Annotated in this window: 12 protein-coding genes; 4 read left to right on the top strand and 8 right to left on the bottom strand. The window is 71.0% G+C overall.

Annotation, left to right across the window (positions count from 1 at the left end; all coding sequences use genetic code 11):
- Positions 1-152: 152 nt before the first annotated feature.
- Positions 153-974 carry a hypothetical protein gene (locus tag VFV89_RS16795; protein ID WP_329707106.1) on the bottom strand — a complete coding sequence of 274 codons (822 nt, stop codon included), beginning with the start codon at positions 972-974 and terminating at the stop codon, positions 153-155.
- The gene (locus VFV89_RS16790; RefSeq protein WP_329707105.1) at positions 971-1876 is read right to left on the bottom strand and encodes an ABC transporter ATP-binding protein; all 906 of its coding nucleotides are present in this window, start codon (positions 1874-1876) and stop codon (positions 971-973) included. Before VFV89_RS16790 ends, VFV89_RS16795 begins: the two co-directional genes overlap by 4 nt.
- A 154-nt stretch (positions 1877-2030) precedes the next feature.
- Between VFV89_RS16790 and VFV89_RS16785 the strand changes: the two genes are divergently transcribed.
- Genes VFV89_RS16785 through VFV89_RS16775 form a run of 3 tightly spaced genes read left to right on the top strand, consistent with a single transcriptional unit; the run spans position 2031 to position 6409 of the window.
- A complete protein-coding gene (locus VFV89_RS16785; protein WP_329707104.1) occupies positions 2031-3227 on the top strand; it encodes a patatin-like phospholipase family protein in 1197 nt (398 codons plus the stop codon).
- A 31-nt stretch (positions 3228-3258) separates the two neighbouring features.
- On the top strand, positions 3259-5163 hold the full coding sequence (locus VFV89_RS16780; protein WP_329707103.1) for a hypothetical protein: 1905 nt from the start codon (positions 3259-3261) through the stop codon (positions 5161-5163).
- Entirely contained in the window at positions 5156-6409 is a 1254-nt protein-coding gene (locus VFV89_RS16775) for an MBL fold metallo-hydrolase (protein ID WP_329707102.1), read from the top strand. Before VFV89_RS16780 ends, VFV89_RS16775 begins: the two co-directional genes overlap by 8 nt.
- An 8-nt stretch (positions 6410-6417) precedes the next feature.
- Here VFV89_RS16775 and paaI read toward each other — a convergent pair whose 3' ends face one another.
- The 6 genes from paaI to paaA are packed head-to-tail and all read right to left on the bottom strand — an operon-like array spanning position 6418 to position 10674.
- Positions 6418-6837 carry a hydroxyphenylacetyl-CoA thioesterase PaaI gene (paaI, locus tag VFV89_RS16770; RefSeq protein ID WP_329707101.1) on the bottom strand — a complete coding sequence of 140 codons (420 nt, stop codon included), beginning with the start codon at positions 6835-6837 and terminating at the stop codon, positions 6418-6420.
- Positions 6830-7939, bottom strand: coding sequence for a 1,2-phenylacetyl-CoA epoxidase subunit PaaE (paaE, locus tag VFV89_RS16765; RefSeq protein ID WP_329707100.1), 1110 nt, complete (start codon positions 7937-7939; stop codon positions 6830-6832). Before paaE ends, paaI begins: the two co-directional genes overlap by 8 nt.
- Positions 7939-8424 carry a 1,2-phenylacetyl-CoA epoxidase subunit PaaD gene (gene paaD, locus VFV89_RS16760; protein ID WP_329707099.1) on the bottom strand — a complete coding sequence of 162 codons (486 nt, stop codon included), beginning with the start codon at positions 8422-8424 and terminating at the stop codon, positions 7939-7941. The genes paaE and paaD overlap by 1 nt, the downstream gene beginning before the upstream one ends.
- Complete coding sequence (gene paaC, locus VFV89_RS16755; RefSeq protein WP_329707098.1) at positions 8421-9302, bottom strand: 1,2-phenylacetyl-CoA epoxidase subunit PaaC; 882 nt, start codon at positions 9300-9302, stop codon at positions 8421-8423. The genes paaD and paaC overlap by 4 nt, the downstream gene beginning before the upstream one ends.
- Positions 9303-9308: 6 nt before the next feature.
- Entirely contained in the window at positions 9309-9662 is a 354-nt protein-coding gene (paaB, locus tag VFV89_RS16750) for a 1,2-phenylacetyl-CoA epoxidase subunit PaaB (RefSeq protein WP_329707097.1), read from the bottom strand.
- Positions 9652-10674 (bottom strand): 1,2-phenylacetyl-CoA epoxidase subunit PaaA, encoded by a 1023-nt coding sequence (gene paaA / locus VFV89_RS16745; protein ID WP_329707096.1) that lies wholly within the window; start codon positions 10672-10674, stop codon positions 9652-9654. The genes paaB and paaA overlap by 11 nt, the downstream gene beginning before the upstream one ends.
- A 93-nt stretch (positions 10675-10767) precedes the next feature.
- Here paaA and VFV89_RS16740 point away from each other — a divergent pair, with 93 nt between their 5' ends.
- A complete protein-coding gene (locus tag VFV89_RS16740) occupies positions 10768-12129 on the top strand; it encodes a TrpB-like pyridoxal phosphate-dependent enzyme (protein ID WP_329707095.1) in 1362 nt (453 codons plus the stop codon).
- The last annotated feature ends 503 nt before the right edge of the window (positions 12130-12632 follow it).

The following is a 12632-nucleotide window of genomic DNA, read 5'->3' as shown; positions in this document are numbered from 1 at the left end:
CTGCTGCGCGCCACCATTCGGGCACGCTGGCGGCGTTGGCGTCGCTCGATGGGCGGCCAAGCACGTCGTCGCTCCGCCGCCTTGCCATCGCACCCGACTGGTGACGCTCGCGACGCCGCGAATCGGTGGATCCAGGCTGAGACTCGGTCCCCTCAGCTGATGTCCTGGCGCAGCACCCGCACGATCCCGGCGCCGGCGAACGCCGCGGCCCAGCACACGAGCGCCATCGCACCGCCCCACCACGACAGGCGCACGTCGCTGGAGGAGGCCTGCGCGCCACTGAGCACGGCCTGGCTGGCCGAGCTCGGGAGGTAGAGCGCGATGTGCTCCTTGCCGAAGTCCCACGCCGCGATCGCCGCGCCGAGGAGCGGCTCGACGATCCAGGCGACACCGACCGCGATCAGCAGGGCCGCGACCTGGTTGGGGATCAGGATCCCGACGCCCAGCCCGATCAGGGCCCACAGGCTGAGGACCAGCAGGCTCAGGGCCAGGGTGCGGACCACGGTCGCCGACGGGAACGGGTCGGCCCCCCGCGCCTGCAGCGTGATGGCACCCACCACCACCGAGCCGACGAGGCTCAGCACGCCGTACCCGGCGCCGATGACGATGAGAGCCAGCACCTTGGCGCCCATCACCCGGGCCCGGCGCGGCTGGCTGAGGAAGGTGCTGGTGATCGTGTGGTGGCGGTACTCCGCACCGATCTGGATCACCCCGATCACCAGCATCAGCAGGTAGCCGACGCTGAGCCCGGCGGTGTAGACGGTGTTGGCCACCTGCGTGTCGTCGGCCACGATCTCGCCGCCGCCGAACCCGCCGCCGCCGTTCTCGAGGAAGCTCTGCGAGGTGTAGAGGATTCCGAACAGCAGCGCGAAGACGGCCGCGGACGCGACGACCCCGATCGCCATCCCCCACCACAGCCGGGTGGTGAAGAACTTCAGCAGCTCCGAGCGGACCGCCCGCGACATCCCGCTCACACCGGCTCCCCGACGTTGCGGTTGCGGCCCTCGGTCAGCTGGAAGAACAGCGCCTCGAGGTCGGCCTCGTGGCGGCGGAGCTCCCAGACCGGCAGGCCGGCGGCGTGCGCGGCGTCGCCGATGGCGCGCAGGTCGGAGGTGTGCACGAACAGCGCACCGTCGGTGTCCGGCTCCGAGGCGATCTCGCCCAGCGCCCGGGCCAGTGCGGCCGGGTCCGAGGTCCGGACCACGGCTCCCGCACCGCCGGCCAGGTCGGCCATCACACCCTGCCGGACCAAAGTGCCGTTGGCGATGATCACCACGTCGTCGACGGTCTGCTCGACCTCCTGCAGCAGGTGGCTCGACACCAGGACCGTCTTGCCCTGCTCGGCGCAGAGGTGGCGCAGGAAGCCGCGCAGCCAGCGGATCCCCTCGGGGTCGAGGCCGTTGGCCGGCTCGTCGAGCACGAGGAGCTGCGGGTCGCCGAGCAGCGACTGCGCCAGCGCCAGCCGCTGGCGCATGCCCATCGAGTAGCCGCCCGCGCGCTTGCGCGCGAACGCCGGGATTCCGGTCAGCTCGAGCAGCTCGTCGACCCGGGAGTCCGGTACGCCGGCCGCAGCGGCGATGGTCCGCAGGTGGTCCCGGCCGGTGCGGCCCGGATGCACGTCGGTGGCCTCGAGCGCTGCACCGACCACCGACAGCGGCCGGTCGAGCTCGACGTAGGGACGACCGTCGATCGTCGCGGTCCCGGACGTCGGGCGCACGAGGCCGAGCAGCATCCGCAACGTCGTGGTCTTGCCGGCGCCGTTCGGCCCGAGGAACCCGGTCACGCGTCCCGGCGCCACCGTGAAGCTGAGGTCGTCGACGGCGGTGAGCGACCCGAACCGCTTGGTCAGTCCGGAGAACTCGACCGTGACGCCCACGCGCTCGATCCTGCCACGCGTCGATGCCCAGTTCGCGTCAACCCGGATGGCACGGATGAGCTATCGCCAGCGCTTCCACACCGGTGGCATCGTCGATCGATCCGGACCTCGGACGGGGCGGGCGACGGGAACCGCACACTGGAGGGATCGAGCCGTGACCAGCAGCTCCTACGACGCCGACAGCCCGGACCCGGAGGACTTCGACACCGACAGCCCCGTCCGGAAGGGACCCGACGACAGCGAGTCCACGCCGGCCGAGGGCGTCGGGCTGTGCCTCTCCGGAGGCGGCTTCCGGGCGATGCTGTTCCACCTCGGCGTCCTCAAGCGGCTCAACCTGGCCGGCTGGCTGCCCCGGCTGGACCGGGTCTCCAGCGTGTCCGGCGGCTCGATCACCGCAGGCCTGCTCGGTCTCCGCTGGGACGAGCTGACCTTCACCGACGGCGTGGCGACCAACTTCGACGCACTCGTCACCGACCCGCTCCGCGAGTTCGCGCACACGAAGGTGGACGTCCCCGCGGTCGCCACCGGGGCGCTTCTTCCGTTCGTCACGATCTCGGACCGGGTGGTCGGCAAGCTCCGCAGGCTGTACGGCGATGCGACCCTGCAGGACCTCCCGGACCGCCCGCGGTTCGTGATCAACGCGACCAACCTGGAGACCGGGGTCCTCTTCCGGTTCAGCAAGCCCTACCTCGCCGACTACACGATCGGGCTGGTCCGTGACCCGGACGTGGCGCTGGCCCAGGCCGTCGGGGCCTCGGCCGCGTTTCCCCCGTTCCTCTCGCCGTTCGAGATCGACCTGTCCGACGCGACGTGGGACCTCGGCGAGAAGCCGGTGGAGAACCCGTCGCCGGCGTTCCGCAGCGAGATCCTCCTCAGCGACGGCGGGGTCTACGACAACATGGGGCTCGAGACGGTCTGGAAGAAGTACCGGACCGTGCTCGTCAGCGACGCGGGCGGACACATGGGTGCCGACACCGACCCGGGCCGGGACTGGGCCCACGGGATCCTGCGGGTCCTGCACATCCTCGACTCCCAGGTGCGCTCCCTGCGGCGCAGCGCCGTGGTCAAGGCGTTCAAGAGCACAACCGACCCGCACGACGGGTTCTTCATCAGCACCGTCAGCCAGCTCGACACGTGGCCGAAGCCGAAGAACCGGCCCTACCTGCCCACCGACAGCACGGTCACGATGGAGCTGGCGAGGATCAGCACCCGGCTGACAGACACCCCCGACGACCAGCAGGAGGGGCTCGTCAACTGGGGCTTCGCGGCCGCCGATGCCGGGCTCCTCGCCTACCTCGACCCGGACCTCCCGGCCGAGCCGCTCCCCTACCCCGACCGGCCGCTGGCCTAGAGCCGCGCGCGAACGTCAAGGAGGAGTCGCCATGGAGCTGAAGCAGGCGCAGTGGGGACCCGCGACGAGCGAGGGCGGCTACGTCCCGGGCGTCCAGCCGGCCGCCCGCCGGCCGCTCAAGATCTTCGCCTTCGACCCGAGCCTGCGTCGCTCGGCGGGCAACCTCGCGATCACCGAGATCGTCAACGAGCAGCTGACCGACGGCCCCGAAGGCCGGCTGGTCCGGGTCGTCGACTACAACGGGACGAAGAAGGAGTACTACGCACCGGTCGACCTCGACGCGCCGGACGTGCTCATGCAGCGCGGGCTGGACCCGTCCGACTCGGACCCGCGCTTCCACCAGCAGATGGTCTACGCGGTGGTCATGAAGGTGATCGAGAACTTCGAGCGCGCGCTGGGTCGCCCGTTCACGTTCAGGCGTAGACAGAAGCTGACGGTGCTGCCGCACTCGTTCGAGGGCACCAACGCGTTCTACGACTCGGCGTCGACCTCGCTGCACTTCGGCTACTTCACCGTGACCGCGGACGACCCTGGTCCCAACCTCCCCGGGCAGACCGTCTTCACCTGCCTCTCCCACGACATCGTGGCGCACGAGACCACGCACGCGATCGTCGACCGGCTGCGCCGCCACTTCAACTCGGCGACCAACCGCGACGTACTGGCCTTCCACGAGGGGATCGCCGACATCGTCGCGATCTTCCAGCACTTCAGCTTCCCGGAGGTCCTGCAGTCCCAGATCCGCGCGACCCGGGCCGACATCTCCCAGCCAGGCCGGCTCCTCGAGCTCGCCCGTCAGTTCGGCTACGCGACCGGCGCCGGGCAGGCACTCCGGACCACCTCCGTCCAGGGCCCGACCGCGGACGGCCGGAGCACCGCTCCCGCGCTACCCGACCCGAGCCTGTACGCCGAGGTGGTCGAGCCGCACGAACGAGGCTCGATCCTGGTCGCCGCGGTCTTCGACGCGTTCTTCCGCATCTACCGCAACCGCACCGCCAGCCTGGTCCGTGCCGTGACCGGGGGGTCGGGGATCCTGCCGGCCGGAGAGCTGCAGTCGGACCTGGTGGAGCTGATCACGCGGGAGGCGGCGCAGGCGGCGCAGGACGTGCTCACCATGTGCCTGCGCGCCTTCGAGTACCTCCCGCCGGTCGACGTCACCTTCGGTGACTACCTCCGGGCGATCGTCACCGCCGACTTCGAGCTCAACCCGCGCGACGAGTACGAGCGGCGTGCGTGCTTCATCGACGCGTTCCGGCTGCGGGGGATCTATGCGCCGGGGGTCTCGTCGCTGGCCGAAGAGGCGCTTCGCCTCGACCGGCCGCCCCAGCTCGACCCCGGCAAGCCGGAAGCCCGGACCTCGGGCGCCCGGGTGACCATCCCGTCGGACCTGGTCACGGGGGTCCTCCTCAGCCAGTTCGACTTCGTCGACGACGACGGTGCGCGCCAGCAGCGGCCCGACCACTTCCCGACGCTCGTCAACTTCGCCCGCGAGCATGCGACCGCCCTGCAGTTCGACTCGAGCATGGCCGAGCACATCAGGCTCGAGGGCTCCCACTCGAGCTACTACATCGACGAGAACGGCCAGCTCAAGGTCGAGCTCGTGGTGCAGTGGACGCAGACGCCACCCAGGGGCGACCCGCGGCGGGTCGAGGTGGGTGGGGTCGTGCTGCGAGCAGGCACGACCGCGGTGTTCGCCTCGGACGGCACCGTGCGCTACGTCCACGCCAAGCCTCTCCCCGCGGCCAACCTGCACGCCTCGCAGAACGAGGTCGGGGAGAAGCGCAAGCAGGAGTTCGACGACTACGTGAGGACGCTCGACGCCCAGGACTCCGTCCAGCTCTGGGCGGGCGAGGAGTACGAGCAGAGCCGGATGCAGGTCCGCGCGCGACTCACCGCCGCACACCTCGCGCAGTCCCGTGGAGGGCGCGGCGATGGCTGAGGTCCTGGTGCGCATGTACGACGTGGGGTTCGGTGACTGCTTCCTGGTCGAGTTCCCGCGCGACGACGGGACCGCCTTCCGGGTGCTCGTCGACTGCGGCTCGCACAGCTCCGGCCACCCGCGCAAGGGCTGGAGGATCTCCGAGGTCGTGGCCCGCATCGTCAAGGACCTCCAGGGCGCACCGATCGACATCGTGGTGGCCAGCCACCGGCACCAGGACCACGTCAGCGGCTTCGGCGACCCGGGCTGGCAGGACGTGACGGTCGGCGAGGTCTGGATGCCCTGGACGGAGAACCCTGACGACCCCGATGCCACCCGGATCCGCAACCGTCAGAGCAGCCTCGCGCTCAACCTCACCAACGCGTTCGCGTCCGCCGAGTTCACCGCCCGCTGGACCGCGACCGAGCAGCCTGTGGCGCTGCAAGCCATGGTCACCAACTCGCTCACCAACGAGGTGGCCATGCGCACGCTCCACCACGGCTTCGCCGGACGCCCACGCCGCCGCTTCCTGTCCACGGCCAGCACGTCGAGGATCCGGCCAGCGGACTGCCCCGGGCTGACCGTGCACCTGCTCGGCCCGTCCCGCGAGCCGTCCGTGATCCGTGACATGGATCCCCCGTCGGGCCAGTCCTACCTGCGTTTCCAGACCCCCGCGGCAGCACCCACACCGGACGAACCCAGGTACTCACAGACGTTCAGCGAGTCGCAGCAGCCCTTCTCGTCCAGCTTCGTCGTCCCCGGGATGACGTTGGGCGGCACCGGAGCCGACCGGCGCATCCAGGAGGCGGCGGCCGGCATCATGCGCGACACCGACCTCGCCACCGCGGTCAGCCTCGACAAGGCCGTCAACGGCACCAGCCTGATGCTGATGTTCGAGTTCGGCTCGGCGTACCTGCTGTTCCCGGGCGACGCCCAGTGGGGCACGTGGAACGCCGTGCTGACCGATCGGGCCACCCGTGAGCTGGTCTCGCGGACGACGTTCTACAAGGTCGGCCACCACGGCAGCCACAACGCCACCCCCAAGCAGTTCCTCGAGGACGTGCTCGAGCCGGACCACAAGATGTGGGGCTGCGCGGCGTCGGTTAGACCCATATCGTTCTGGCCCGAGATCCCGCGGGCGCCGCTGATGAAGTCGCTGGCAGGTCACTCCTCCCGCGTGGTCCGCAGTGACAAGCCCGGCCGGGGCCGGAAGGGGGTCGGTGTCCCCAAGGGCGGCGGCGTCGTGCTCCTCCACGTGCCGAGCTGAGCCTGGCCCTACCGCAGCGCCCGGCTCCGGCCGCGGAACTCCGCGACCACGCTCCCTCCCCGGCGGACCGTGACGTCGTAGATGCCGGACCGGCCGCGCAGCGAGCGCTCCTCGGCGGTGGCCACCAGGACGTCGCCCTCGTGGGCCGGCTCCAGGAAGCTCACGTCGAAGCCCGCGGCGACGGTGCGGCTGCCGCGGGAGTTGCAGGCCAGCGCGAAGGCGCTGTCGGCCAGGGCCGCGACGAGACCGCCGTGCGCGACGGCGTACCCGTTGACCATGTCGCGCCGGACCGTCATCGAGACGACCGCGCGGCCCGGCCCGAGCTCGGTGAGCTCCATCCCCATGGCCCGGCTGGCAGGGTCGTCTGCCCACATCTGCCGCGCCGTGTCCAACGGGTCGACGTCCAACGCGTCGGCGGGCTCAGGCATCGAAGTCCACGGTGACCGACTCGCCCACCGGGTAGGACTGGCAGGTGAGCACGAAGCCGGCCTCGACCTCGGCCGGCTCCAGCGCGTAGTTGCGGCGCATCTCGACCTCGCCCTCGGTGACCCGGGCCCGGCAGGTGCCGCACACGCCGCCCTTGCACGCGAACGGGAGGTCTGCCCGCATCGCCTGCGCGCCGTCGAGAACGGTGTCGTCACGCGACAGCGCCGCGGTCGTGCTGAGGCCGTCGAGGACCACGGTCACCTCGGTCGTCTCACCGGTGGCCGACGCCTCGGCCCGATGCAGCTCGGGTGGCGGCTCGTCGACGTAGAACAGCTCGAAGTGGATCCGGTCGCGGGGTACGCCGAGCTCGGCGAGCACCGCCTGGGCGTCCAGCAGCATCGCGTGCGGCCCGCACAGCCACACGTGGTCGAACCGCGCGACGGGGACCACCGTGGTCAGGAGCCGACGCAGCCGGTCGGTGTCGAGCCGGCCGGAGAACAGCTCGACGTCGCGTGGCTCCCGGGAGAGCACGTGCACGAGCTGGAGGTGCGGGCCGTAGCGGTTCTTGAGGTCGGCCAGCTCCTCGGCGAACATCACCGACCCGGACGTGCGGTTGCCGTAGAGGAGCGTGACCTCGCCGTCGCTGGAGAGCACGCTGGAGGCGACCGAGAGCATCGGCGTGATGCCCGAGCCGGCCGCGACGCAGAGATGGCGGCCGCCCTCGAGCAGCGCCGGGTCGGGGCAGAACCGGCCGCTCGGCGGCTGCACCTCGATCTCGTCGCCGGCCCGGACGTCGTGGACCAGCCAGCGGCTGAACAGGCCGTCCGGGATCTCCCGCACCCCGACCCGCGGCCTGGCTCCGGCCGGCGCGCAGATGCTGTACTGGCGCCGCTGCTCACTCGGTCCATCGGCGGCGTCGACGAAGCGGCGCAGCGTCAGTGACTGCCCGGGCGTGAACGCGAACTCCTCGGCGAGCTCGTCGGGCACCTCGAAGGTCACCGCGACCGCGTCGTCGGTGAGCTCCTCGACGGCGGCGACGGTGAGCTTGTGGAAGGCGGCCTTCCTGGGGGCCGCCGCCGCGCGCACCTCGGCGGTCGACGACATCAGATCTCCTTGACGTGCTCGAACGGCTCGAGACACTCTGCGCAGCGGTAGAGGGCCTTGCAGGCGGTCGCTCCGAACTCGCTCGACAGTCGAGTTTTCTTCGAGCCGCAGCGCGGGCAGGCGACCACGCGCGCGGTGGGCAGCAGGGTCAACGGGATCGGGCCGCTCCGGCTCGGTGCGGGGCCGGGCGCCGACAGGCCGTGCTCCCGCAACGCCCGGCGGCCGCGCTCGGTGATCCAGTCGCTGGACCACGCCGGGCTGAGCGCGATCTCGACCCGTGCGTCGTACCCGGCGTCGGTGAGCCGGTGCACGAGGTCGTCGCGCATGGTCGCCATCGCCGGGCAGCCGGAATAGGTCGGGGTGATGGTGACGACGACCTCCTTGCCGGACTCGCGCACGTCGCGGAGCACGCCGAGGTCTTCCAGCGTCAGCATCGGCAGCTCGGGGTCGGTGACCTCCGCGGCGATGGCGTAGGCGGTGCTCACCACAGCCCCCTCGGATGTGCGCGGGCGACGACCTGCATCTCGGCGAGCAGCCGGGACAGCGCCTCGGTGTGCCCCGTGCCCGCCATCGGCGCGACGTCGGGCCGCTCGACGCCGGAGACCGCGAGCACCTGGTCGAGCACGACGTCGACCTCCGGACCCACGTCGTAGGCCGCGGCGAGCTCGGCGTACAGCGGCCACAGCTGGGCGAGCCCCGCCAGCAGCCGGCGCCGGGACTCCTCGGTCCCCTGGGCCAGCGTCAGGAACCAGCGGCCGGCGTAGTCGCGGTGATAGGTCAGCTCCTTGACCCCCTTCGCCGCGATCGCGGCCAGCACCGGGTCGCGGTGCGACGCGAGCCGCTCGAAGGCCGCCAGCCGGACGGTGGCGAACAGCAGCAGCCGCGCGATCGTGTGCGCGAAGTCGCCGTTCGGGACCTCCACGAGCCGGATGTTGCGGAACTCGATCGCCTCGCGGAAGAACGCCAGCGCGTCCTCGACCGGCACCGGCGACCCCTCGGGCAGGGCCGGTACGACGGACGGGTCGGCGGCCGCGGCACGCGCCAGCAGCAGCCGGGCCTGGCCGAGCAGGTCGAGCGCGATGTTGGCGAGGGCGATGTCCTCCTCGAGGTCCGGAGCGTTGCTGCACCACTCGGAGACGCGGTGCGACATGACGAGGGCGTCGTCCCCGAGCTGGAGGCAGTACGCCGCGAGCTCGCCGGCGTCGAGGTCGGTGGGCACGGTCGTGTCGACGCCGGCCAGCGGGTCCTCGAAGTCGGTGCCGAAGGCCCAGTGGGACGTGTCGCCCGGTGCATCGTGCTCGGCGAGCAGGCCGTCGTACACGCTGCCGTGCTCCTCGTTGGGGTCAGGGGTGGAGTGCGACATCGGGTCTCACATGTGCGGGACGTTGTCGGGGATGGCGTAGAAGGTCGGGTGCCGGTAGACCTTGTCGCCAGCCGGCGCGAACAGTGGGTCCTTCTCGTCCGGGCTCGAGGCGGTGATGTCGGCGGCCTTCACCACCCAGATCGAGACACCCTCGTTGCGGCGGGTGTAGACGTCGCGGGCGTGGCGAAGCGCCATCTCGTCGTCCGCCGCGTGCAGCGACCCGACGTGGACGTGGTTCAGCCCACGCTTGCCGCGGACGAACACCTCGTAGAGCGGCCACTCCCGAGTCGTTGATTCCGGACTTTTGCCGGTTGGGTCCGTCGTTCCGCCGGTTGATTCCGGAGTTCCGTCAGTGGTCATCGTTCGCAATCCCCGACTCGACCGGCGGAACTCCCGACTCAACGGGCGGAACTCCCGACTCAACCGGCGGAACTCCCGACTCAACGCGGGCGGCGAAGGCCATGGCCGCTTCCCGGACCCAGGCGCCGTCCTCGTGGGCGCGCCGGCGGTGGGCGATCCGCTGGGCGTTGCACGGGCCGTTGCCCTTCACGACCTGCATGAACTCCTCCCAGTCCGGCTCGCCGAAGTCGTGGTGGCCGCGCTCCTCGTTCCACCGCAGCTGGGGGTCGGGGAGGGTCACGCCGAGCGCCTCGGCCTGCGGGACGGTCATGTCCACGAACCGCTGGCGCAGGTCGTCGTTGGTGTTGCGCTTGATCCCCCACGACATCGACTGCGCGGTGTTGGGCGACTCGGCGTCGGGCGGACCGAACATCATCAGCGAGGGCCACCAGAACCGGTCCACCGACTCCTGCACCATCGCGCGCTGCTCCTCGGTGCCGCGCATCATCGTCATCAGCAGCTCATAGCCCTGCCGCTGGTGGAACGACTCCTCCTTGCAGATCCGGATCATCGCCCGCCCGTAGGGGCCGTACGACGTCCGGCACAGCGGCACCTGGTTGCAGATCGCGGCGCCGTCGACCAGCCAGCCGATGGTCCCGACGTCGGCGTACGAAAGCGTCGGGTAGTTGAAGATCGAGGAGTACTTCTGCTTGCCGGCCAGCAACAGCTCGGTGAGCTCCAGACGGGAGACGCCGAGCGTCTCGGTGGCCGAGTAGAGGTAGAGCCCGTGGCCGGCCTCGTCCTGCACCTTGGCCAGCAGGATCGCCTTGCGTCGCAGCGACGGCGCGCGGGTGATCCAGTTGCCCTCCGGCTGCATGCCGATGATCTCGGAGTGCGCGTGCTGCGCGATCTGACGGATCAGGGTCCGGCGATAGCCCTCGGGCATCCAGTCCCGTGGCTCGATCCGCTCGTTGCGCGCGATCGTGGCGTCGAAGTCGGCCTGCAGCCCGGCCTCGTCCTCGGTGGTCGTCACTGGTCCTCCAGCATTTACTGACCTTTCGGTCTGTAAATGGTGCCAGGGGATGGGGCATGGCGCAACCGGCCCGGAGTTGGCAAGGATGCGCAGATGGCGACCGAGCGTTCGACGTTCCTCCTCGACGAGACCCAGATCCCCACGCAGTGGTACAACCTCGTGCCCGACCTGCCGGCCCCACCGCCGCCGCCGCTGCACCCGGGCACCCGCGAGCCGGTCGGCCCCGACGACCTGGCCCCGCTGTTCCCGATGGCGCTGATCGGGCAGGAGGTCACCGGCGACCAGTACGTCGACATCCCCGGCGGCGTCCTCGACGTCTACCGCATCTGGCGGCCCTCGCCGCTGGTGCGCGCCCGACGGCTGGAGAAGCTGCTCGACACCCCGGCCAAGATCTTCTTCAAGTACGAAGGCGTCAGCCCGGCCGGCTCGCACAAGCCGAACACGGCGGTGCCGCAGGCCTTCTACAACCACGAGGAGGGCGTGCGCCGGCTGACCACCGAGACCGGCGCCGGCCAGTGGGGCACCGCGCTGGCCTTCGCCACCGCGCAGTACGGCATGGAGTGCGAGGTCTGGCAGGTCCGCTCGTCGTACGACCAGAAGCCGGCCCGGCGCACGATGATGGAGGTCTACGGGGCGACGCTGCACCCGAGCCCGTCCGACCTCACCGAGGCAGGCCGTTCGGTGCTCGCCGAGCACCCCGACTCCACCGGCTCCCTCGGCATCGCGATCTCCGAGGCGGTCGAGGCCGCGCTCCAGCGCGAGGACACCCGGTATGCGCTCGGCTCGGTGCTCAACCACGTGCTGCTGCACCAGACCGTGATCGGCCAGGAGGCGCTCCTCCAGCTCGAGCAGGCCGAGGCCGTCCCGGACGTCATCGTCGGCTGCACCGGCGGCGGCTCGAACTTCGCCGGCCTCTCATTCCCGTTCATCCGGGAGAAGCTGGCCGGCCGGATGGACCCCGTCATCCGCTGCGTGGAGCCCGCGGCCTGTCCGTCGCTGACCCGCGGCGAGTACCGCTACGACTTCGGCGACACCATCGGCATGACCCCGCTGCTCAAGATGCACACCCTCGGTCATGGGTTCATCCCCGACTCGATCCACGCCGGCGGGCTCCGCTACCACGGCATGGCGCCGCTGGTCTCCCATGTCTACGAGCTCGGCCTGGCTGAGGCCGAGGCGATCCCGCAGCTGGAGTGCTTCCAGGCCGCGCTGATGTTCGCGCGGACCCAGGGGATCGTCCCGGCCCCGGAGCCGACGCACGCGATCGCCGCCGCGATCCGCGAGGCCAACCGCTGCAAGGAGAGCGGCGAGGAGAAGACGATCCTCACCGCCCTCTGCGGCCACGGCCACCTCGACATGAGCGCCTACGAGTCCTACCTGCACGGCTCGATGCAGGACCTCGACTTCCCCGAGGAGGAGCTCCGCGCCGCGATGGAGGCGGTCCCGGTCGTCTGACCAAAGCACTGGTGGCTGAGGTGCGAGGCGCCCTAGCGCCGAGCCTCGAAGCCCGGTGACCCGGGGCCGGGGCCCACCCGGGTGCCTTCGCTGCGGAGGTCTCGACAGGCTCGACCAGCGGAGGTCGAGCGGGTGCCTACCCTGCGGAGGTCTCGACAGGCTCGACCAGCGGAGATCGAGCGGGTGCCTACCCTGCGGAGGCCTCGACAGGCTCGACCAGCGGCAGGCCACCACGGTGGCTGAGGTGCGAGGCGCCCCAGCGCCGAGCCTCGAAGCCCGGTGAGCCGGTGCTTGGACCCACCCCGGGTGCCTTCCCCACGGAGGTCTCGACAGGCTCGACCAGCGACGGGCCAGCAGGTGCCTATCCTGCGGAGGTCTCGACAAGCTCGACCAGCGGTGGGCCAGCAGGTGCCTTCGCTGCGGAGGTCTCGACAGGCTCGACCAGCGGAGGTCGAGCGGGTGCCTACCCTGCGGAGGTCTCGACAGGCTCGACCAGCGGAGAT

Origin of the sequence: Nocardioides sp., assembly GCF_036274455.1 — a bacterium.
In the GTDB taxonomy this organism is placed as follows: domain Bacteria; phylum Actinomycetota; class Actinomycetes; order Propionibacteriales; family Nocardioidaceae; genus Nocardioides.
Note: the sequence above shows the minus strand (reverse complement) of the source record. Positions and strands in the feature narration are given on the sequence as shown.

What these genes read in the sequence shown, in the direction of transcription:
- paaI (WP_329707101.1), bottom strand. Translation starts at nt 6,837, where the DNA reads ATGCCTGAGCCCGCCGACGCGTTGGACGTCGACCCGTTGGACACGGCG.
- paaE (WP_329707100.1), bottom strand. Translation starts at nt 7,939, where the DNA reads ATGTCGTCGACCGCCGAGGTGCGCGCGGCGGCGGCCCCCAGGAAGGCC.
- paaC (WP_329707098.1), bottom strand. Translation starts at nt 9,302, where the DNA reads ATGTCGCACTCCACCCCTGACCCCAACGAGGAGCACGGCAGCGTGTAC.
- paaB (WP_329707097.1), bottom strand. Translation starts at nt 9,662, where the DNA reads ATGACCACTGACGGAACTCCGGAATCAACCGGCGGAACGACGGACCCA.
- VFV89_RS16740 (WP_329707095.1), top strand. Translation starts at nt 10,768, where the DNA reads ATGGCGACCGAGCGTTCGACGTTCCTCCTCGACGAGACCCAGATCCCC.
- VFV89_RS16775 (WP_329707102.1), top strand. Translation starts at nt 5,156, where the DNA reads ATGGCTGAGGTCCTGGTGCGCATGTACGACGTGGGGTTCGGTGACTGC.
- VFV89_RS16780 (WP_329707103.1), top strand. Translation starts at nt 3,259, where the DNA reads ATGGAGCTGAAGCAGGCGCAGTGGGGACCCGCGACGAGCGAGGGCGGC.